This window comes from Pseudomonas sp. NPDC090592, from assembly GCF_044769185.1.
Lineage (GTDB): Bacteria > Pseudomonadota > Gammaproteobacteria > Pseudomonadales > Pseudomonadaceae > Aquipseudomonas.
The window spans coordinates 96,506-115,530 of record NZ_JBIVXJ010000010.1 but is presented as its reverse complement, the minus strand read 5'-3'; the positions used below and the strand labels follow the sequence as shown (position 1 = coordinate 115,530).

Genomic DNA, 19,025 nt, shown 5'->3' with positions numbered 1-19,025 from the left:
TTTTCCCCTAATGCTGCTGGCGTGGCAGGCTCTTGAAAGCCTCCAATGCACGCAAGCGACTACTACTAAGTTCTACTATTGGACTTTGATACAAACTATTAGCAAAAAGATCCGTCGATTTCATCGGTTGGTGAATGGTCTTTTCATCGAGCCCCTCCAGTTCAGGTAACCATTGTCGAATGAAGCGCCCTTGAGGGTCGAAGCGCTGCGACTGCGAAATCGGGTTGAAGATGCGGAAATAGGGCACTGCGTCGGTGCCGGTGGACGCACTCCACTGCCAGCCGCCATTGTTGGCGGCCAGGTCACCGTCTATCAGGTGGCGCATGAAATGCCGCTCGCCCTTGCGCCAGTCGATCAGCAGGTTCTTGCTGAGGAACATGGCCACCACCATGCGCAGGCGGTTGTGCATCCACCCGGTGTGCAGCAACTGGCGCATGGCCGCATCAATGATCGGGAACCCGGTGCGGCCCTGTTCCCAGGCTTGCAGGTCTGCCGGCGCATCACGCCAGGGCAACGCTTCAGTCTGGGCGCGGAAGGCTCGGTGCCGTGAAACCTGCGGGTAGCCGGTCAGGATGTGTTTGTAGAATTCGCGCCAGAGCAGCTCGTTGACCCAGGTCTGCACGCCGACGCTGCCACTGTCGAACTCGCCCCGGTTGCTGGCCAATGCGCCGTGCAGGCACTGGCGCGGTGAAATCACGCCCGCAGCCAGGTAGGTGGAGAGCTGGCTGGTACCCGGCTTGGCCGGCAGGTCGCGCAACTGCTGGTAGTCATCGATGGTTTCGTCAAGAAAGCGCGACAACCGCGCTTGCGCCTCAGCCTCACCGGCCGGCCAGTGGTCGCTCAGGGCACGCTCAGGCTTTTCGAACCCGTCCACGTGTTGGGGGATCGGGTCACTGCTGATTGGCAGCGGTGCCTGGGGTTTCACTCGGTGGGCCATGGCAGGCAGGCTGCGGTGCAGGTGCCCCAGGCAGGTTTTCTTGAACTGGCTGAAGACCTGGAAGTAGTCGCCACTGCGCGTGAGGATGGTGCCGGGGCGGAAGAACAACTGGTCGAGGTGGCTGTGTGCCTGGATGCCCGATTTTTCCAACAGGGCGCGGGTGGCGTCGTCGCGGCGTTGTTCGTTTACGCCGTACTCTTCGTTCCAGTGAGCGCTTGCCACCTGATGCTGGCGGCATACCTCAAGGACGGCTTGAGGGGCCTGGTCCCAGGTGTCGATGGTGCGGATCAGCAGGGGAATGTTCAGGTCTTGCAGCGACTTGCGCAAATCACGCAGGTTGCGCAGCCAGAAGTCGACTTTGCAGGCAGCGTCGTCGTGGGCCTGCCATTGGCCGGGGCTGATCAGCCACAGGGCGATGGTAGGGCCGCGCTCGCTGGCGGCGCTGAGTGCAGTGTTGTCATTGATGCGCAGGTCGCTGCGCAGCCAGGTCAGGTGCATGGTGCAATGGTCTCTACAGGCTGGCGGTCATGGGCTTGAAGCAAACGCAATGCCGCCTGAGGGGTATCGAACAGGGCGAGGTTGGGCAGTTCCAGGGCACGCAACTGGGCTTCGTGCAGCGCCAGCGTCGGGCCACCGGCCAGGGTTTTCACGGGCAGGTTGAGCAGGGTGCGCTGCAGTGCCTTGGCATCGATGCGTGGCCCCAGGTGCAGCAGCACGGCGCGGGGGTTGAGCGTGGTTACAGCGCGTTGCAGGTGCTGGCCGGTGACCGGGTGTTCCAGCACCTCGACCGGGAAGCCATTGCTGGTCAACAGCCAGGCGCATAACCATAGACCCGGGCTGAAGGCACGCTCGCTGTCTACTACCAGTAGCACAGCAGGGCCCTGCAGCAGCTGGTTGTCGTGGTAGACCCGGGCGCCAAGCTTGCTGCGCAGCCAGCTGTGGAAAAAAACCTGTTCCAGCTGCGCATTGAAGTAGGTGCGCCAGCGCAGGTCTAGCAGGTCGAGCAGCGGCATGAGCAATTGCTCGCACAGGGTGACGGCCGGGTACAGGGCCATGGCCTGGTTGAGCTGTTGGTCGAGCGCACGTTGCGACAGGTTGGCGATGGCCTCTGTCAACACTGACTGCCTGGCGTGCCAGTCTCCACTTGGAGGCGTCGTACTGGTGGGGTGGTCGATCAGTTCGCGCACTTGGCCGACCGATGCCCCTCGTTGCAGCCAGCCAAGAATGGCCTCGACCCGTTCGACCTGTTCCAAGGGATACAGGCGATGCCCTTTTTCAGTGCGCTGCGGCTTGAGCAAGCCATATCGGCGCTCCCAGGCGCGTAGGGTGACCGGGTTGACGCCAGTGCGGCGGGCCAGTTCGCCGATGGGCAGCAAGCTTTCAGACCGCATTGCGCAGGCCCAGGCTTTCAGGGTGCGGCTGCAGGTAGGCCTGCTGCTGCAGGTAGGGGTCAGGGTGCTTGCGCAAATGGTGCTTGATCAGGGTCAGCGGAACGACCAGCGGCACCACGCCTTGCTGGTACTGGCTGATGACTGTCTGCAACTCGGCCTTGTCCTGTTGCGTCAGGTTGTTTTTGAAATAGCCGCTCAGGTGCTGCAGCACATTGCAATGGGTGCCGCGGCTGGCGCAGCGGCGCAGGGCCTGCATCAGCTCGCTGAAGTAGCGCGGGCCGACAAGTTGCGGGTCGTCGTCCCGGTTCATGCTGCCCAGCAGTCGGCCCAAGGTGCGATAGGCCTGAGGGTTGTTGGCCATCACCAGGTATTTGTAACGGGAATGAAAGCGCACCAGCGCGCCACGGCTAAGGCCTTCGGCCAGCAGGCGCTGCCAGTCGGCGTAGGCGTACACACGGCTGATGAAGTTTTCCCGCAATACCGGGTCATGCAGGCGGCCTTCCTCTTCCACTGGCAGGTCCGGGCGTTGTGCGCAGAAGGCCGCTGCGTATACGCCGCGCCCACCCAGGAAAGCCGGGTGGCCGTTGTCCTGGTACACCTTCACCCGCTCAAGGCCGCAAGAAGGTGATTTCTGCATGAAGATGTAGCCGCAGATGTCGTCGAGTTCGCGGGCCATTTGCTCGCCGTAGCTGTGCAAAGGGCCGGTCAGGTCCATGCCAGGATTGCGAGTGCCGACCACTTCCGGCCGCTCGGGGTTACCGACCAGGCGGATCGGGTCGCGCGGTACGCCCAGGCCGATGGCCACCTCCGGGCAGACGGGCAGCCAGTCGAAATGAGCATCCAGTTGCGTACGGCACAGGTCCGAAGCCTTGTGGCCGCCGTTGTAACGCACGCTGTGCCCGGTCAGGCAGGCGCTGATAGCGATACGCGGCTTGCAGTGGGTCGAGGGGTCGTGCATGGCTGCCTCCGGTAAACCTGTACGCTACGCAAATCTTGTACAAGTTTATTCCAGCACAGCCAGGAAGTTATGCAAACTAGAATTTGTGTATAGCGCTACATCACTCCAAGTGTTCGAGCAGCCGTCGCGCTGCTTCCTGGCCGCTAAGCCAGGCGCCTTCTACTCGCCCGGACAGGCACCAATCGCCGCAGGCGTACAAGCCTTGGTCGGCATCGGCCAGCGCGCCCCATTCGTGATTGCTGCTGGGGCGTGCGTAGAGCCAGCGGTGGGCCAAAGCGAAGGAAGGGGCGGGTACCACGCAGCCGACCAGTTCGGCAAATTCGCCCCGCAGATGTTCGATCACTTCTTCCTTGGACAGGTCGATGTGCTGCCGGCTCCAGTCAGACGTGGCGTGCAGTACCCAGGTATCGAGATGCTCGTCACGGCCGGGTTTGCTGCGGTTGCGCGCCAGCCAGTCGAGCGGGTTGTCCTGCACGAAGCAGCCTTGCATCGGGGTGTCCAAAGGTGCCTGGAAGGCCAGGGCGACAGCCCAGACTGGCTCCATTTGCACGCCCGCAGCCACGGCGGCCAGTTTTGGGGTAGAGGCCAGCAGTGGCGTGGCCTGCGGTGCCGGCACGGCGATCACCACGCGGCTGTAGGGGCCGTGGCTGCAGCCTTCGGTGTCCTGCAGGTGCCAGAACTGCTTGCCGCGAAACACTTCGGCGATGCGGCAGCCGAAGTTCACCGTCACATCCTTGAGCAGGCCGCGGGTGATGGCGCTCATGCGGGGCACGCCTACCCAGCGCGTCTGTTCGTCGGGGGAGGGGGTTAGTTCGCCGTCACGGTAGTTGTACAGCTGCGGTTTCCACTGCTCGGCCCAGCCCGCAGCAACCCATTGTTGAACCTGCTCGACGAAGCGCCGGTCACGGGCGGTGAAGTACTGCGCGCCAAGGTCAAGCGCACCGGCCTCGCTGCGCTTGCTGGCCATGCGCCCGCCACTGCCGTGGCCTTTGTCGAACAAGTGCACGGATTGCCCGGCCTTCTGCAAAGCCTGGGCAGCTGACAAGCCGGCGATACCGGCCCCGATGATGGCGATAGGTACTGTCATGATGGCCTCTTCAAACCTTGCTGTAAGCAGACTACGCTGTCAGGCAAACCTGTACAATCCAGAAAATCTGTATAAGGTTATTCCGCTTTGGCGGGCAGGTTGGCCTATGTTTATCCGAGAGCGTCGGGTCAAAAAAGTGCCTTGATGTTAAAAATAGACCACCTCAGCATTCTGCGAGGACACAGCCATGCATATATTGCTGACCGGCGGCACCGGATTGATTGGCAAACACCTCTGCCAGTACTGGCTTGGCCAGGGCCATCGCCTGACGGTGTGGAGCCGACGACCTGAGCAAGTGCCGAAAATCTGTGGCAGTGGCGTGCGTGGGATCGCCCGTCTGGATCAGCTGGAGGCGGACGATCAGCTGGACGCGGTGGTCAACCTGGCCGGTGCGCCGATTGCCGACCGGCCCTGGACGGCAGCCCGGCGCAACCTGCTCTGGGCCAGCCGCGTCACCTTGACCGAGCAGTTGTTGAGCTGGCTGGGCACCCGGGAGCAACGCCCTGAAGTGCTGATTTCCGGCTCGGCGGTGGGCTGGTACGGTGATGGTGGCGAGCGCGAGCTGAGCGAGGCGTCACCGCCGGTGCGCGAAGACTTCGCCAGCCAGTTGTGCATCGCCTGGGAGGAAACCGCCCTGCGCTCCCAGGCACAGGGCCTGCGCGTGGTGCTGGTGCGCACCGGGTTGGTACTGGCCAGCGATGGCGGCTTTTTGTCGCGCCTGCGCGTGCCCTTCAAGCTGGGGCTGGGCGGGCCTTTGGGCGGTGGTCGGCAGTGGATGCCGTGGGTCCATATAGACGACCAGGTCGCCCTGATTGATTTTCTCTTGCAGCACAAGGATGCCAGCGGTCCTTATAATGCCTGCGCCCCGGAGCCAGTGCGTAACCGCGAATTTGCAAGGCGTCTGGGGCGTGCCCTGCATCGGCCGGCGCTGCTGCCGGTGCCGGCATTGCTGCTCAAGGCCGGCCTGGGCGAGATGTCGACCTTGCTGCTGGGCGGCCAGCGGGCACGGCCGGTACGCTTGCTGGCAGCTGGCTTTACCTTCCGCTTCAACGATCTGCAATCGGCTCTGGACAACCTGTCCAGCCGCCTCTGACATAGGACGCTGCATGACCGATCACGCCCTGCTGCTGGTCAACCTGGGTTCCCCGGCCTCCACCTCGGTGGCCGATGTGCGCCGCTACCTCAACCAGTTCCTGATGGACCCGTATGTGATCGACCTGCCCTGGCCGGTGCGGCGTTTGCTGGTGTCGCTGATCCTGATCAAGCGCCCGGAGCAGTCGGCGCATGCCTACGGCTCGATCTGGTGGGAAGAGGGCTCGCCGCTGGTGGTGCTGACCCGTCGTCTGCAGGCAGCCATGGTCGAGCACTGGCCCCATGGCCCGGTGGAGATTGCCATGCGCTATGGCCAGCCAGCCTTGCCCGAGGTGCTGGAGCGCCTGGCGGCCCAGGGCGTAAGCAAGGTGACCTTGGCGCCGCTTTATCCACAGTTCGCCGATAGCACGGTGACCACCGTGATCGAGCTGGCCAGGCAGACGGTCAGCGAGCGCCAGCTGCCGTTGCAGATGCGCGTGCTACAGCCGTTCTACGATCACCCGGCCTACATCGAGGCGCTGGCCGCCAGCGCCCGGCCGTATCTGGAGCAGGATTACGACCACCTGCTGCTGAGCTTCCACGGCTTGCCGGAGCGGCACCTGAAGAAGCTGGACCCGACCGGCAAGCACGACTTCCAGGCCGCCGACTGCTGCAAGGATGCCAGCGCCGAGATGCGTGCGGTGTGCTACCGCGGGCAGTGCCTGGCCACGGCCAAGGCTTTTGCGCAGAAAATGGGCATTCCGGATGGCAAGTGGTCGGTGTCGTTCCAGTCGCGGCTGGGGCGGGCCAAGTGGATTGAGCCCTATACCGAGGCACGGCTGGACGAGCTGGCCAAGGCAGGGGTGAAGAAACTGCTGGTGATGTGCCCGGCGTTTGTCGCCGATTGCATCGAGACGCTGGAGGAAATTGGCATGCGTGGCAGCGAGCAATTTGTCGAGGCGGGCGGACGGGAGCTGGTGCTGGTGCCGTGCCTGAATGATCACCCGGAGTGGGTGAGGGTGTTGGCTGATATGTGTGAAAAAGCCTGATTTTCCCCTCTCCTGAACTGGCCCTATCGCCGGCAAGCCAGCTCCCACAGGATGATCACAGTATTGGAAATCTGTGGTTTACCTGTGGGAGCTGGCTTGCCGGCGATAGGGCCAGATCAGGCTAAAGCCGGATCAAGGCAACTGATCATCCAGCTTCTTGTGCTTCCAGCCATCATTGCCCGGCAGGATCAGGTTCAGCGCAATCGCCACGATCGCACACAGGGCAATGCCCTTCAGGCCCCAGTCATCCGGGCCGTCACCGCTGCCAATCAGCACGCCGCCGATACCAAACACCAGGGTTACCGACACGATCACCAGGTTGCGCGCTTCGGCCAGATCGATCTTGTGGCGGATCATGGTGTTCATGCCCACCGCCGCGATCGAACCGAACAGCAGGCACAGAATGCCGCCCATCACCGGCACCGGGATGCTTTGCAGCAGCGCGCCGAACTTGCCGATGAATGCCAGGGTAATGGCAAACACCGCCGCCCAGGTCATGATCTTCGGGTTGTAGTTCTTGGTCAGCATCACCGCACCGGTTACTTCGGCGTAGGTGGTGTTGGGCGGGCCGCCGAACAGGCCGGCTGCCGTGGTGGCAAGGCCGTCACCCAGCAGGGTGCGGTGCAGGCCAGGCTTTTTCAGGTAGTCACGGCCGGTCACGCTACCGACCGCGATCACCCCGCCGATGTGCTCGATCGCCGGTGCCAGGGCGACCGGGACGATGAACAGGATGGCCTGCCAGTTGAACGCTGGCGCGGTGAAGTTGGGGATTTCCAGCCACGGAGCGGCGGCGATCTTGGCAGTATCCACGACGCCAAACGCGAACGACAGGGCAAAGCCCACCAGCACGCCGGAGATGATCGGCACCAGGCGGAAAATACCTTTGCCGAATACAGCAACGATCAATGTGGTCAGCAAGGCCGGCATGGAGATGAGCATGGCGGTCTTGTAGGGCATCAGCGCAGCGCCATCCCCACCTTTGCCCATTGCCATGTTGGCGGCGATCGGCGCCATGGCCAGGCCGATGGAGATGATCACCGGGCCGATCACCACCGGCGGCAGCATGCGGTCGATGAAACCGGTGCCCTTGATTTTCACCATCAGGCCCATGAACGTGTACACGAAGCCTGCGGCCATTACGCCGCCCATGGTCTCGGCCAGGCCGAACTGGCCCTTGGCGAGGATGATCGGGGTGATGAAGGCAAAGCTGGAGGCCAGGAACACCGGTACCTGGCGGCCGGTGACCAGCTGGAACAGCAGGGTGCCGATGCCTGCGGTGAACAGCGCGACGTTCGGGTCGAGGCCGGTGATCAGTGGCATCAGCACCAGCGCGCCGAATGCCACGAAGAGCATCTGCGCGCCCGAAACGACCTGGCGCCAGAGCGGGTCGTTGAAGCCGTCCTGCATGGTCAGGCGTCCTTTTGCTTGGTGCCGAAGATCTTGTCACCGGCATCGCCCAGGCCCGGCACGATGTAGCCGTGCTCGTTCAGGCGCTGGTCGATCGACGCGGTGTAGATCTTCACGTCCGGGTGGGCTTTTTCCACCACTTCAATGCCTTCTGGCGCGGCGACCAGGACCATGGCGCGAATTTCTTTGCAGCCGGCCTTTTTCAGCAGGTCGATGGTAGCGACCATCGAACCACCGGTGGCCAGCATCGGGTCGATGATCAGGGCCAGGCGCTGGTTGATGTCCGGTGCGAGCTTTTCCAGGTAGGTGTGGGCTTCGAAGGTTTCTTCGTTGCGGGCAACGCCGACGGCGCTGACCTTGGCACCGGGGATCAGGCTGAGTACGCCGTCGAGCATGCCGATACCGGCGCGCAGGATAGGCACCACGGTAATCTTCTTGCCGGCGATTTTTTCAACTTGCACCTTGCCACACCAGCCGTCGATCTCGTAGGTTTCGAGTGGCAGGTCCTGGGTGGCTTCATAGGTCAGAAGCGCGCCGACTTCCTGGGCGAGTTCGCGAAAATTCTTGGTGCTGATATCAGCACGGCGCATCAGGCCGAGCTTGTGGCGGATCAGCGGATGGCGGATCTCACGAGTGGGCATAGGGGGCTCCGAAAGGCGGGCAAAAAAACCGCGCTAGATTAATCTATTCAGCCTGTGCTGTCGTCTGGTCATTCTGGACGTTAGTCCATAAATGCTTGATCTGGGACGAGCGGATGCGTACCTTTGCCCGCTTTTCCAAAATGCCCCCCCGGAGAGCGCCATGTCCGCCGATCTCGAGCACATCCGTCAAGTCATGCTTGAAGCTGACTGCCTGTACAACGAAGCTGAAGTCGAAGCGGCCATCGCCAACGTCGGCGTGCAGATCTGCAAAGACCTGCACGACAAGAACCCGGTGGTGTTCTGCGTGATGAACGGCGGCCTGATTTTCGCCGGCAAACTGCTGACCCACCTGCAGTTCCCGCTGGAAGCCTCGTACCTGCATGCCACCCGCTACCGCAACCAGACCAGCGGCGGTGAGCTGTTCTGGAAGGCCAAGCCAGAAGTGTCGTTCATCGACCGTGACGTGCTGATCGTCGACGACATCCTCGACGAAGGCCACACCCTCGGCGCCATCATCGAGTTCTGCAAGCATGCCGGCGCACGCTCGGTGCACACCGCGGTCCTGATCGACAAGGACCATGACCGCAAGGCCAGCCCGGACCTCAAGGCCAACTACGTAGGCCTGCCGTGCGTCGATCGCTACATCTTCGGTTACGGCATGGACTACAAAGGCTACTGGCGCAACGCCAACGGCATCTTCGCCGTGAAGGGGATGTGACCATGCGCCAGCCTGCGTTCATCGACCAATCGCTGTTCGCCGGGCTGGCCGAAAAGGCTGCTGCCAACCCGCGCGGGCGGCAGCACCATAACTTCCATGAAATGGAAGAGCCTTGCCACCGCATGGCGGTCGGGCTGCAGCCGAACACCTACATTCCGCCACACCGCCACTTGAGCGACGACAAGGCCGAAGCCCTGATCGTGCTCAAGGGCCGTCTGGGCCTGCTGATCTTCGATGAGCAGGGCGCGGTGACCGACAAGCGGGTGTTGCAGGCAGGCGGCGACTGCCTGGGCGTGGATCTTGCCCCCGGTACCTACCATGGCCTGGTGGTACTGGAGCCGGACAGCATCCTGTTCGAGTGCAAGGCCGGGCCGTACCGGCCGGTGGGCGAAGGCGAACATGCACACTGGGCGCCGCGCGAGGGTGAAGCCGGCGTGGCCGAGTACCAGGCCTGGATGCTCGCGCAGTTCGATTGATGTTGCCCTTACCGGCCTCATCGCCGGCAAGCCAGCTCCCACAAGGATAGCGCCGTACCTGTGGGAGCTGGCTTGCCGGCGATGAGGCCGGTACAGCCCAGGCACAGCGTGCTAGAGTGCTCCTTCATACAAGGAGCCTCACATGCGTGCGATTCTTCCCCTCCTGCTGGCAGTCAGCCTGCCACTCGCCGCCGCACCGCTGCACAGCCAGTTCCTGCCACCCGACGATCTCTCCCTGCGCCAGGAAGCGCCGACCGGGCAGCAATTGCTGCAAGTGACCGACTACTCGGTGGTGGTCGGCGCCCAGCGCCAGTCCGATCAGCAGCCGATCCCGATCACCTCATCGTTGCAGGTGCGCCTCAAGGGCAAACCGCTGAGCAAGGGGGCGACCATTGCCCAGGTGCTGCTGACCTTCGACGGTGAAGCGGCCAAGAGCCTGAAGAAACCCGTGTATGACGAGAAAACCCGCACCCTGAGCCTGAATTACCCGGTCAGCGATTACCGGGTGATCATGGACTTGCTGCGCAATGAAACGCTGTATGTGCAGTTTCTGACCTATGCCAACGGCCACATCTGGGCCGACCTGCACACCGGCACCGTACGTACGCGTTGAGGCACGCAGGCTGCGGGGGGTAAACTGCCGGCCTTCGAAATTCCGTGATGGCCCAGTTGGAGTCGGCAATGCGTAAAGACAAGAAACAGGTAATCGGCGACGAAATCAGCGACGATTACATCAAGTCGTTCCTTCAGTTCGAACCGGCCGATGGCGTGACCTCGCCGTCGCTGCACAAGCTGGTCAAGGCCTACCGTGGCCTGCGCGTCGACGACTTCGAGCGCTTTGTCGGCTTCTTTGTCGAGGCTGGCCTGGACCTGGATGGCAAGGACGAGCATGGCAAGACCTTTGTCGAGCAGATTGCCGACCAGCGCAATGCGCCTGAGTACGTCGAGATTATCGCTAACGCCCGTGGCTGATCGTTAGCCTGTACCGGCCTCTTCGCGGGCATGCCCGCTCCCACAGGTTTCGCGTTGCCCCAGGCTTTTCGCTATCCCTGTGGGAGCGGGCGAGCCCGCGAAGAGGCCGGCACAGGCTGACAAAGAACCAGGCACAAAAAAACGCCCCGAGGGGCGTTTTTTCGTTACCGGGCGGCTCAGGCGTAGTGCTTGGCCGCCGGGCTGCTTTCTACCAGGTCCAGCGCCACGTCGTTGTCGGCGCTGATCTTGTGGTACAGGGCGGCATCGGTGGCCAAGGTCTTCTCGCGAGCCGGGAAGATTTCCTTGAGCTTGGCAGCCCAGGCACCTTTGGCCTGCTCGGGGAAGCAGCGTTCGATCAGTTCCAGCATGATCGACACGGTTACCGACGCACCCGGCGAAGCGCCGAGCAATGCAGCCAGGCTGCCATCCTGAGCCGAGACCAACTCGGTACCAAATTGCAGCACGCCGCCTTTCTTCGGGTCTTTCTTGATGATCTGCACACGCTGACCAGCCACTTCCAGGCGCCAGTCTTCGGCCTTGGCCTGCGGGTAGAAGCGGCGCAGGGCTTCCAGGCGCTGCTCCATCGACTGCATCACTTCGCTGACCAGGTATTTGGTCAGGTCCATGTTGTCGCGGGCCACGGCCAGCATCGGGCCGATGTTGCCCATGCGCACCGACAGCGGCAGGTCCATCAACGAACCGTGCTTGAGGAACTTGGTGGTGAAGCCTGCGTATGGGCCGAACAGCAACGAAGTCTTGCCGTCCACGACGCGGGTGTCCAGGTGCGGAACCGACATCGGCGGGGCGCCCACGGCGGCCTGGCTGTAGACCTTGGCCTGGTGCTGCTTGACGATTTCCGGGTTGTCGCAACGCAGCCACTGGCCACTGACAGGGAAGCCGCCAAAGCCTTTGCTTTCCGGGATGCCAGACGCTTGCAGCAGCGGCAGGGCCGCGCCACCGGCGCCGAGGAAGACGAAGCGGGCGTCCACTTCGCGGCTGCCGCCGCTGTTGACGTCCTTGATGCTCACGGTCCAGCCGTTGCCATTACGGCGCAGGCCGACAACCTTCTTGCTGTACTTCACCTGCGCGTCCGGCGAGTCGCCCAGCAGCTTGAGCAGCTTGTTGGTCAGGGCGCCGAAGTTGACGTCGGTGCCTTTGGCTACGCGGGTAGCTGCAATGTGCTGGTCCGCCGGGCGGCCTGGCATCATCAGCGGCATCCAGTCGTTCATCACCGCCTTGTCTTCGGTGTATTCCATGTCGGCGAAGGCGTGGTGCTGCTTGAGCAGCTCGAAGCGCTTCTTGAGGAACGAAACACCCTTGTCACCCTCGACGTAGCTCAGGTGCGGGACAGGGTTGATGAACGCACGCGCCGAGCCAAAGTTGCCCTTCTTGCTCAGGTAGGCCCAGAACTGACGAGAAACCTCGAACTGGGTGTTGATGTGCACGGCCTTCTTGATGTCGATGCTGCCATCGGCGGCCTGCGGCGTGTAGTTAAGCTCGCACAGGCCAGCGTGGCCGGTGCCTGCGTTGTTCCAGGGGTTGGAGCTTTCCGCGGCTCCGGAGTCCATCGCCTCCACGACCTCAAGCTTCAGGGTCGGGTCGAGCTCCTTGAGCAGTACGGCCAGGGTGGCACTCATGATGCCTGCGCCTACCAGTACCACATCAACCGATTCGTTCTGCGCCATTTAACGCGTCTCCACAATCTACAGCTACCTAATTGACAGCATAGGACCTGGGTTCGCCAGGGTCGCCATGTCCGACTTTTCGCAGTTCTTGCAACTTCCGCGGACACCGCCAATCAGTCTTCGGGTTCGGGTATTGAACGCCGTTTGCCACGGGTGCGGCAATTCGACTTATGGTCAAGGTGTCGTGCGTGCGTTATGGAACGGTTCAGACACTCATGCGGGATGAGTGAATTTGCCGCCTGTTCAGGGCTGTTCGGGACACATCTGCCGCTTTTGCACATGCCAGACTGTTCATTTGCTCGCCACACTCTTGTGAAGTTGTGAAAACCGTTTTTTCACGCTCTTTTGGAGACGTGAACCTCAAAAGGGGACTGCGCGATGGCAACCCGCAGGTTCATGCAGTGTGAAGGGCCGGAAAAGCAGGCACGACAGCCGATGCAAGACCTGAGTGGAAGGCTCTCTGTGGGCTAGGCAGTGAAGTTGCCGGGGTCAATCGGCGAGTGCGGGGCCCGATCAGGAGACGTCCTTATAATCGGGGGGAGATTATAGCGATGTCGCGGGCAGAAATGTCGCCATTCGTGGCTTTTTATTGCAGCGTTTGTCAGGCTGCGAGGATGCGCTGGTGCCAGCGGCGGCTTGCGCGTGTGCAAGCCCGGGCGTCGGCGGGCAGCTCGCGGCCCAGCCAGGCCAGCTGGATTTCACTCACCTGGACCCAGCCACTGCCACCGGGTGCCTGGCTGCATTGCTTGAAGGCCAGGCATTTGCCCTGGGCATCGAGGCGGGCGTAGGCGTTGTGGCGCGGGCGTTGGAAGAGCAGGGTCCAGAGCGAAGCCATGGCGGCGAGTCCTGTGCGTTAGGGCTTGGCGCAAGGATAAGGGCGGGGCCATGAAACGATTGTGACAGCGAGCTTCAAGCGACAAGCTGCAAGCTGCAAGCAAATGCCTGCTGCCCGCGCGATCTGCTTTTTCTTGCCGCTTGCCGCTTACAGCTTGCCGCTAGGTATACTGTGGGCCTTTGCCGCATTTTCTGGAGAAACGCGCATGTTGCAACGTCTGTTGTTCGGTTTGATTGCCGTGGCCAGTCTTAGCCTGGTCGGTTGTGCCCACAGCCCGCAACAACTCAATCCGCAACCCACGCTCAATGCCCAGCTTGCGCCGGTCGGCCACGGCCAGCCGGTCGTGGTCCGGGTGGTTGACGGGCGGGCTTCGCAATCGCTGGGCACCCGTGGTGGCATGTATCCCGAGACCAGCACCATCAGTGTCAGCGGTAACGACGTGGTACCCAAGCTGCAAGCCCAGGCCGAAGCTGCCGTGCGCCTGCTTGGCTTCACCCCGACGCCAAACGCTTCTAACGCTCCGCAGCTGACAGTGACCCTGGCAGAGCTGAAGTATCAATCGCCCAAAGACAACCTGTACGTGACCGAGGCCACCATCGGCGCCACCTTCCGTGCCGACGTGCGCAATGGCGGGCGCAGCTACAGCGGCCGTTACGGCGCTTCGCTGGACCAGCGTTTCGGCATGGCGCCGAACCAGGACACCAACACCCAGCTGGTGGGCGATGTGCTGAGCGATGCCCTGACCCGCCTGTTCAAGGACCCGACCATCGGGCAGGTGCTGGGGCAGTAAGCCTCAGGTTGGATAAAGAAAACCCGCTGCCTGTGTTCAGTCAGCGGGTTTTTTGTTGCTTGCGCCGGCCTCTTCGCGGGCACGCCCGCTCCCACAGGGATCGGTGCAGGCTCACGCAGCTTCTATATGGAAATCCAGCAAACTGAAGCCGGTCCCGGCATCCACCTCTGGCAAATCCTCATGCACATGCCCACCCAGCGCGCAGTAGACCAGCCATTGGCGGTCTTGCACGTTGATGGCAAAACCATCGATCAGCGCCTGCTGTTCATCGCTCTGGGCAACGAGGTAGAGGCGGTCCTGGTTTTCGGCGTGCAGCATGACAAGCTCCGGATCATGAAAAGGCCGACAGGGTGGCCTGTTCTGATGACGAGCGAATGACAGATGAAATTTAATGACACTTTGTCGCCCGGGCCGGGCGCCAGGGTGTGACTTGGGTAGAATGCGGGCCTTTGCTGCTGCTCACACCGAGGTCGCGTGATGTCCTTGCAAGTGCTCTGGGGTTTCCTGGCTGCCCATCCCGCCAAGTGGATCAACCTGCTGGCGTTGCTGCTCACCTGCCCAGGCGGGCTGCTGCTGCACAGCGCGCGGCGGCGCGATGCCGAGACCCGCGAATACATGGCGGTGGATGAGGGCGTGGTGGATGCGTTCGACCTTCGAGTGCCGCGCTACTTCTATATTCTCGGTTTTTCGTGCCTGGCGATGGCGTTGCTGTTGTCCTGGTTCAGCACCTGGGTTTGAGAACCTGGGGCCGCGTTGCGGCCCCAAAATCCATCAGGCTACAGGTGCCTGTTGCCTGACCTGGTACTGGTTACGCACCGGCGTCGCATACTGCAACACCAGGTACGGTCGCTGCTCTTCAGGGCAGGCATCCAGGCGGCGTTGCCATTCTTCCTTGGCCTTGGCCAACTCATCGGCCGGGAACACCTTCTCGGCACTCGGCACGTGCAGGGCATCGTCCTGGCCATCCCACATCGCATACGCCAGGTAATGCACCGGGAACAGCCGGTAACCGCCGAGGATCTGCCGGTCAATTTCCACTGCCAGCTGCTTGGTGTCCTCGTAGTACTCGGTCACCGGTGGGGCAAAGCTGATGTGCACCCGGCCCTTGTAGCCGGTAATGCCCTTGGCGATGCTGTTGTCATCCTCGCCCGGCGCCTTCTTGTAAGTGCCGGTGGTGGCGCGGATGTAGAGCTCGCGCGCCTTGGCCTGGTCGCACGGGTCGTATTCGTAGCTGATCGACACCGGTGTAAGGTTCAGGCTCTGGATCACTGCGCCGAAAGGCTCGTCCTTGCGGCTCATGTGGAACATCTTGAGGATCGCCGAATCGGTACGGTCATCACCGTCCTTGGCGCGGCCTTCGGCCTGGGCGATCCAGATCGAGGTGGCGTCGTTGCGGATCGAGTGGCTGATGTAGGCCGAAAGCAACTGGTAGGCGGCCAGCTTCTCACGGCGCCCACTGATCGAACGGTGCACGATGAAGCTCTTGTTCAGGCGCATCATGTCGCTGACAAAGGGCTTTTGCAGCAGGTTGTCACCAATGGCGATACGCGGCGTGGGCAAGCCGGCGTGGTACACCGCGTAGTTGACAAAGGCCGGGTCCATGACGATGTCACGGTGGTTGGCCAAAAACAGGTAGGCGGTGCCGGCCTTGAGCTGCTCCACGCCCGAATAGGTAACGCCGTCGGTGGCGCGGTCGATGGTCTGGTCGACGTAGTACTCGACTTTGTCCTGCAAGGTCGAGACACAGGTGACGCCGGCGAACTCTTTGCGCAAGCGGCGGGCAATCAGCGGCTTGAGCAACCAGCCGAGAGCGCCGGCCGCCCGCGGGAAGCGGAAGTGGGTGAGGATATCGAGGAATGCCGGGTCGCTGAGCAGGCGTGCCAGAACGGCAGGGACCTCAGCGTCGTCGTACGGTCGGATGGCATCGAATTCGCCCATCATGCTCTCTTGTTGGAAACGGCTAGGGTAATAAGGTAGGGCGGGCTCCGAAAATACGGCTCGGACACCCACAGGCCCTGTAAACAGACCGGCAATTATACGCATAAGTCACCCCGGAGGCCGCGATGCTGGAAACTGCGATCTACGATTGCCCTTATTGTGGCGAAGAAGTCGAAACCACGGTGGACCTGTCCGGTGGCGATCAGGAGTACATCGAGGACTGCCAGGTGTGCTGCAAGCCTATCCGCTTCGTGCTGCAGGTTCATGGCGAGGAATGGATGCTGGATGTGTTCGGTGAGAATGACTGATGCGGCGGATCTACGAACCAGAAAACCTGCTGGAAGCCGAAATGCTGCTTGGCATGCTGGCCAGTGAAGGCATCAGCGTTCAGCTGGTGGGCCGTGACCTGATGGGCGGTGTAGGTGAACTGCCCCTGCACGGCCTGCTCGGGCTTGCAGTGGCAGATGAGCAGGCCGAATACGCACGGCAGCTGATCGATGCGTACAATGATGCCCAGCCACTGGTTGGCGACGAACCGGAGAGTTTCCCCGGTACCTTGATCTGCTAGGTTCTGAATTCGCCCATGTGTGGACGTTACGCCCTGTTTCGCTGGCCCCAGGCGCTTGCCAGCCTGCCTGGTTTCCCCGACGGCCAGCCGGCCCAATGGAACATCGCGCCAGGTGCCACGGTGCTGATCCAGCGCCAGCTCGACGGCCAGCAGCAACTGGCCCAGGCGCGCTGGGGGCTTACCCCCGCCTGGCTCACCGACCTTTCGCGCACCCCCGCCCATGCACGGGCGGAGACCTTGGCCGAGCAGCCGATGTTCCGCGAAGCATTTCGCCTGCGCCGTTGCCTGATGCCGGCCAATGGTTTCTACGAGTGGCGCGGTTCGGTGCGTAAACGGCCTTACTGGCTGACGCCAGGGCAGGGTGCCTCGCTGTATTTTGCCGCTGTGTGGGAGGCCTACCCGGTGCAGGACCAAGTGTGGCTGAGTTGTGCAGTGGTGACCCAGGCCGCGATGAACCAGCGCCGACCGCTGCTTCTCGACGAGGCCGGCCAAGCCGCCTGGCTGGACCCGCACACACCGTTGCCGCGCTTGCTTGAGTTGCTCGCCAGCCCGCCGGCGACGCTGCGCGAGCGGGCCCTGGCGAACTTTGTCAATGACCCGAAACTGAACGCGCCAGAGTGCCTGACCCCGGCGTGATATGCGTCTGGTTAAATGCTGAAGCAGTACCTGTCATTTTTGCTAGTTTCCGCTATCGAAAAGTGCTCGTAGAGTAAGTCGTATACCTGAAAACAAAGCGCTTGGTTCATGAGGCGTGGCGTTCTATATAGCGGACTATTTGCAAGGAATTTACCATGGAGCTCAATGCCTTATTGGACGAAGTGCGTGCGCGGATAACGGATTTATCTGAGTCAATGGAATTTCCAATTATGCCCAGTGCGGATGCCGACCGCAGGCGGTATGGACGATGGAGGAAATACGCGGACTTCCAGCCGACAGGGATATTTATCGAGCCGAATGGTACCGTCGAATTTGATCTCGTGTTACCCAGAACGTCCGAAGTTGAAGTACAAGTATGGGTTGGCACTCCCGGGTTCAATGTGAGCGGGTCTGAAGAGGAAGATCTTCGCATCTACGATGTGACTTCGACGAGCGGAACCGTTACAGATCTGCAGGGCGGGCTGCTATGGCTGCGCGTTGTCTCAGATGAGCCGAGTGCAAGATCAAAGGTCGCACAATTCGTGCCCACTCGTCTTGATCGCGCGAAGAAAATTCCAGTATTTGTACAGGGTAAAACATCCCCGCTGCTGTGGCCCTTGATACTGTTTTTCTTTGAGGACCTAGGTGAACGATCACCCGTGCAGTTTGTTAACGATAAGGTCGTGATAACGGCTTGGCGCTCTACCGCAGTGGAATTTGTTACACATAATCCTTCGGAAGTATTGGATGAATATGAAAATATTCTCCGTGTCGAAGATGAAATGGCCGCGATTGGAACGGGTTCGGGGCAGATTCTGCCCAGCCCGCTACGGATTCTTGTTTCAGAAAAAGAACAAGGCATCCCCGATGCCGCTAACTACCGAATCAGCCTGCCACAGTATGGCCGCTCATTGTTGACCGCTGCAGGTGTGCGCGGAGACTGGGGTGTTTGGCATGAATTCGGTCACATGCAGCAGCAAATTGCATGGAGTGCAAAGGCCCTGACCGAAAATTCGGTCAATATCTTCTCGCTCGCGGCGCAGCGTGCGTTGAAGCAATATTCGAGGGTGGCGCCCTACAATCTACAAGCCCATGCGTTCCTTGATAATCCGGATCCGAACAAAAAGTTTGAAGATCTTGGAGATTTTGTCCGGCTTATCATGTGGGAGCAACTGCGAGTAGCCTATGGCGATGAATTCTTTCACCGGCTTCATCATGAGGCGCGGACAAATGGAATCAGCGACACCGGACAAGGCGATGCTCAATACCGTCATTACTTCATGGTTACCAGCTCACTGGCTGCGCGGCACGATCTGACAACCTTCTTCACCCGCTGGGGTTTGCATCCCACAGAGCGCACGCTTACAGCCATCCGAGACCTGAGGCTGCCCCAACCAACCCCTGATCCCTCGACCCTTCACATAAAAGCCGAAACACAGATCGACATTGCCGCCACACATTCCGGCAGCTTCGTGATTATAGGAACTGCCCGTCCGCGCAGCCGGCTGAAAACTACCAATGATCCCAAGCAAGGCTGGTTCGACCCAGAAGGGGGAATTACCTATGCCCGACGCGCGGGAGAGTTCGTCGTAGTCACCAATAGAACGGTGAATGGGAAGTGTGTGGTCAAGTCTTACGACCCGGATACGGGGGAGGCTCTAGGTGAGTCTAACCATGTCTCGCCGGTCTTGGATGACGATACATTGCAATCCTGCCACTGCACGGAACTCACAGATGATCACTGATCGTCTGGAGTTTCAGAGGCTGCCGGTCGCAATCCGCCTTGCGAAGCCTTTCATGAGCGTGTTTGCGTTAGCAGGACTGTAAAGAAACTTTCCTTTGGCTATGGCGGGGTGGGGGCGACTC

At 61.4% G+C, this 19,025-nt stretch carries 22 protein-coding genes; 12 read left to right on the top strand and 10 right to left on the bottom strand.

All coding sequences use genetic code 11. From position 1 onward, the window contains the following. Positions 1-7 precede the first annotated feature (7 nt). The 4 genes from phrB to ACIQUI_RS11370 form a co-directional block, all read right to left on the bottom strand. Positions 8-1,435, bottom strand: coding sequence for a deoxyribodipyrimidine photo-lyase (gene phrB, locus ACIQUI_RS11385; protein ID WP_403198293.1), 1,428 nt, complete (start codon positions 1,433-1,435; stop codon positions 8-10). Next, entirely contained in the window at positions 1,426-2,328 is a 903-nt protein-coding gene (locus tag ACIQUI_RS11380; RefSeq protein ID WP_403198290.1) for a MerR family transcriptional regulator, read from the bottom strand. The genes phrB and ACIQUI_RS11380 overlap by 10 nt, the downstream gene beginning before the upstream one ends. Then, positions 2,318-3,286: a YbgA family protein gene (locus tag ACIQUI_RS11375; RefSeq protein WP_403198287.1), complete on the bottom strand. Its 969-nt coding sequence runs from the start codon at positions 3,284-3,286 to the stop codon at positions 2,318-2,320. Before ACIQUI_RS11375 ends, ACIQUI_RS11380 begins: the two co-directional genes overlap by 11 nt. Positions 3,287-3,386: 100 nt before the next feature. After that, on the bottom strand, positions 3,387-4,373 hold the full coding sequence (locus ACIQUI_RS11370; RefSeq protein WP_391124150.1) for an FAD-dependent oxidoreductase: 987 nt from the start codon (positions 4,371-4,373) through the stop codon (positions 3,387-3,389). Between the two features lie 187 nt (positions 4,374-4,560). Here ACIQUI_RS11370 and ACIQUI_RS11365 point away from each other — a divergent pair, with 187 nt between their 5' ends. Continuing rightward, complete coding sequence (locus ACIQUI_RS11365; RefSeq protein ID WP_403198284.1) at positions 4,561-5,466, top strand: TIGR01777 family oxidoreductase; 906 nt, start codon at positions 4,561-4,563, stop codon at positions 5,464-5,466. Between the two features lie 13 nt (positions 5,467-5,479). After that, positions 5,480-6,493 carry a ferrochelatase gene (hemH, locus tag ACIQUI_RS11360; RefSeq protein WP_403198282.1) on the top strand — a complete coding sequence of 338 codons (1,014 nt, stop codon included), beginning with the start codon at positions 5,480-5,482 and terminating at the stop codon, positions 6,491-6,493. Between the two features lie 132 nt (positions 6,494-6,625). Here hemH and ACIQUI_RS11355 read toward each other — a convergent pair whose 3' ends face one another. Then, a complete protein-coding gene (locus tag ACIQUI_RS11355; RefSeq protein WP_258655209.1) occupies positions 6,626-7,900 on the bottom strand; it encodes a uracil-xanthine permease family protein in 1,275 nt (424 codons plus the stop codon). A 2-nt stretch (positions 7,901-7,902) separates the two neighbouring features. Further along, on the bottom strand, positions 7,903-8,541 hold the full coding sequence (gene upp, locus ACIQUI_RS11350; RefSeq protein WP_403198280.1) for a uracil phosphoribosyltransferase: 639 nt from the start codon (positions 8,539-8,541) through the stop codon (positions 7,903-7,905). A gap of 160 nt (positions 8,542-8,701) precedes the next feature. Between upp and ACIQUI_RS11345 the strand changes: the two genes are divergently transcribed. From ACIQUI_RS11345 to ACIQUI_RS11330, 4 genes are all read left to right on the top strand, one after another. Beyond that, a complete protein-coding gene (locus ACIQUI_RS11345) occupies positions 8,702-9,259 on the top strand; it encodes a hypoxanthine-guanine phosphoribosyltransferase (protein WP_403198278.1) in 558 nt (185 codons plus the stop codon). Positions 9,260-9,261: 2 nt separating this feature from the next. Further along, a complete protein-coding gene (locus tag ACIQUI_RS11340) occupies positions 9,262-9,735 on the top strand; it encodes a WbuC family cupin fold metalloprotein (RefSeq protein WP_403198276.1) in 474 nt (157 codons plus the stop codon). 142 nt (positions 9,736-9,877) lie between these two features. Beyond that, positions 9,878-10,348 (top strand): hypothetical protein, encoded by a 471-nt coding sequence (locus tag ACIQUI_RS11335; RefSeq protein ID WP_391124168.1) that lies wholly within the window; start codon positions 9,878-9,880, stop codon positions 10,346-10,348. Between the two features lie 68 nt (positions 10,349-10,416). Next, the gene (locus tag ACIQUI_RS11330) at positions 10,417-10,707 is read left to right on the top strand and encodes a PA4642 family protein (RefSeq protein ID WP_201207385.1); all 291 of its coding nucleotides are present in this window, start codon (positions 10,417-10,419) and stop codon (positions 10,705-10,707) included. 176 nt (positions 10,708-10,883) lie between these two features. On the opposite strand, the gene mqo is transcribed toward ACIQUI_RS11330, so the two are convergent. Together mqo and ACIQUI_RS11320 are read right to left on the bottom strand one after the other, a co-directional pair. Then, positions 10,884-12,392: a malate dehydrogenase (quinone) gene (gene mqo / locus ACIQUI_RS11325; protein ID WP_403198273.1), complete on the bottom strand. Its 1,509-nt coding sequence runs from the start codon at positions 12,390-12,392 to the stop codon at positions 10,884-10,886. A gap of 601 nt (positions 12,393-12,993) precedes the next feature. After that, positions 12,994-13,227, bottom strand: a complete 234-nt coding sequence (locus tag ACIQUI_RS11320; RefSeq protein WP_403198271.1) for a hypothetical protein — start codon at positions 13,225-13,227, stop codon at positions 12,994-12,996. 205 nt (positions 13,228-13,432) lie between these two features. Here ACIQUI_RS11320 and ACIQUI_RS11315 point away from each other — a divergent pair, with 205 nt between their 5' ends. Further along, the gene (locus ACIQUI_RS11315; protein ID WP_403198269.1) at positions 13,433-14,017 is read left to right on the top strand and encodes a YajG family lipoprotein; all 585 of its coding nucleotides are present in this window, start codon (positions 13,433-13,435) and stop codon (positions 14,015-14,017) included. 111 nt (positions 14,018-14,128) lie between these two features. On the opposite strand, the gene ACIQUI_RS11310 is transcribed toward ACIQUI_RS11315, so the two are convergent. Next, positions 14,129-14,335, bottom strand: coding sequence for a hypothetical protein (locus tag ACIQUI_RS11310; RefSeq protein WP_003247353.1), 207 nt, complete (start codon positions 14,333-14,335; stop codon positions 14,129-14,131). 159 nt (positions 14,336-14,494) lie between these two features. Between ACIQUI_RS11310 and ACIQUI_RS11305 the strand changes: the two genes are divergently transcribed. After that, entirely contained in the window at positions 14,495-14,755 is a 261-nt protein-coding gene (locus tag ACIQUI_RS11305) for a hypothetical protein (protein WP_403198267.1), read from the top strand. 33 nt (positions 14,756-14,788) lie between these two features. On the opposite strand, the gene ACIQUI_RS11300 is transcribed toward ACIQUI_RS11305, so the two are convergent. After that, entirely contained in the window at positions 14,789-15,955 is a 1,167-nt protein-coding gene (locus ACIQUI_RS11300; protein WP_403198265.1) for a 1-acyl-sn-glycerol-3-phosphate acyltransferase, read from the bottom strand. 125 nt (positions 15,956-16,080) lie between these two features. Between ACIQUI_RS11300 and ACIQUI_RS11295 the strand changes: the two genes are divergently transcribed. The 4 genes from ACIQUI_RS11295 to ACIQUI_RS11280 all read left to right on the top strand — a co-directional run bounded on the left by ACIQUI_RS11295 (position 16,081) and on the right by ACIQUI_RS11280 (position 18,904). Next, complete coding sequence (locus ACIQUI_RS11295; RefSeq protein WP_012270508.1) at positions 16,081-16,263, top strand: CPXCG motif-containing cysteine-rich protein; 183 nt, start codon at positions 16,081-16,083, stop codon at positions 16,261-16,263. Next, positions 16,263-16,523 carry a putative signal transducing protein gene (locus tag ACIQUI_RS11290; protein ID WP_403198262.1) on the top strand — a complete coding sequence of 87 codons (261 nt, stop codon included), beginning with the start codon at positions 16,263-16,265 and terminating at the stop codon, positions 16,521-16,523. Before ACIQUI_RS11295 ends, ACIQUI_RS11290 begins: the two co-directional genes overlap by 1 nt. A gap of 15 nt (positions 16,524-16,538) precedes the next feature. After that, a complete protein-coding gene (locus ACIQUI_RS11285) occupies positions 16,539-17,159 on the top strand; it encodes an SOS response-associated peptidase (protein ID WP_403198259.1) in 621 nt (206 codons plus the stop codon). Positions 17,160-17,314: 155 nt separating this feature from the next. After that, positions 17,315-18,904: a M60 family metallopeptidase gene (locus tag ACIQUI_RS11280; protein WP_403198257.1), complete on the top strand. Its 1,590-nt coding sequence runs from the start codon at positions 17,315-17,317 to the stop codon at positions 18,902-18,904. The last annotated feature ends 121 nt before the right edge of the window (positions 18,905-19,025 follow it).

Coding starts and splice junctions, on each gene's coding strand:
- phrB (WP_403198293.1), bottom strand. CDS start 1,435: ATGCACCTGACCTGGCTGCGCAGCGACCTGCGCATCAATGACAACACT.
- ACIQUI_RS11290 (WP_403198262.1), top strand. CDS start 16,263: ATGCGGCGGATCTACGAACCAGAAAACCTGCTGGAAGCCGAAATGCTG.
- ACIQUI_RS11330 (WP_201207385.1), top strand. CDS start 10,417: ATGCGTAAAGACAAGAAACAGGTAATCGGCGACGAAATCAGCGACGAT.
- ACIQUI_RS11370 (WP_391124150.1), bottom strand. CDS start 4,373: ATGACAGTACCTATCGCCATCATCGGGGCCGGTATCGCCGGCTTGTCA.
- ACIQUI_RS11305 (WP_403198267.1), top strand. CDS start 14,495: ATGTCCTTGCAAGTGCTCTGGGGTTTCCTGGCTGCCCATCCCGCCAAG.
- upp (WP_403198280.1), bottom strand. CDS start 8,541: ATGCCCACTCGTGAGATCCGCCATCCGCTGATCCGCCACAAGCTCGGC.
- ACIQUI_RS11375 (WP_403198287.1), bottom strand. CDS start 3,286: ATGCACGACCCCTCGACCCACTGCAAGCCGCGTATCGCTATCAGCGCC.
- ACIQUI_RS11310 (WP_003247353.1), bottom strand. CDS start 14,335: ATGCTGCACGCCGAAAACCAGGACCGCCTCTACCTCGTTGCCCAGAGC.
- ACIQUI_RS11365 (WP_403198284.1), top strand. CDS start 4,561: ATGCATATATTGCTGACCGGCGGCACCGGATTGATTGGCAAACACCTC.
- ACIQUI_RS11315 (WP_403198269.1), top strand. CDS start 13,433: ATGTTGCAACGTCTGTTGTTCGGTTTGATTGCCGTGGCCAGTCTTAGC.
- ACIQUI_RS11380 (WP_403198290.1), bottom strand. CDS start 2,328: ATGCGGTCTGAAAGCTTGCTGCCCATCGGCGAACTGGCCCGCCGCACT.
- ACIQUI_RS11280 (WP_403198257.1), top strand. CDS start 17,315: ATGGAGCTCAATGCCTTATTGGACGAAGTGCGTGCGCGGATAACGGAT.
- ACIQUI_RS11345 (WP_403198278.1), top strand. CDS start 8,702: ATGTCCGCCGATCTCGAGCACATCCGTCAAGTCATGCTTGAAGCTGAC.
- ACIQUI_RS11285 (WP_403198259.1), top strand. CDS start 16,539: ATGTGTGGACGTTACGCCCTGTTTCGCTGGCCCCAGGCGCTTGCCAGC.
- ACIQUI_RS11335 (WP_391124168.1), top strand. CDS start 9,878: ATGCGTGCGATTCTTCCCCTCCTGCTGGCAGTCAGCCTGCCACTCGCC.
- hemH (WP_403198282.1), top strand. CDS start 5,480: ATGACCGATCACGCCCTGCTGCTGGTCAACCTGGGTTCCCCGGCCTCC.
- ACIQUI_RS11355 (WP_258655209.1), bottom strand. CDS start 7,900: ATGCAGGACGGCTTCAACGACCCGCTCTGGCGCCAGGTCGTTTCGGGC.
- ACIQUI_RS11295 (WP_012270508.1), top strand. CDS start 16,081: ATGCTGGAAACTGCGATCTACGATTGCCCTTATTGTGGCGAAGAAGTC.
- mqo (WP_403198273.1), bottom strand. CDS start 12,392: ATGGCGCAGAACGAATCGGTTGATGTGGTACTGGTAGGCGCAGGCATC.
- ACIQUI_RS11320 (WP_403198271.1), bottom strand. CDS start 13,227: ATGGCTTCGCTCTGGACCCTGCTCTTCCAACGCCCGCGCCACAACGCC.
- ACIQUI_RS11300 (WP_403198265.1), bottom strand. CDS start 15,955: ATGGGCGAATTCGATGCCATCCGACCGTACGACGACGCTGAGGTCCCT.
- ACIQUI_RS11340 (WP_403198276.1), top strand. CDS start 9,262: ATGCGCCAGCCTGCGTTCATCGACCAATCGCTGTTCGCCGGGCTGGCC.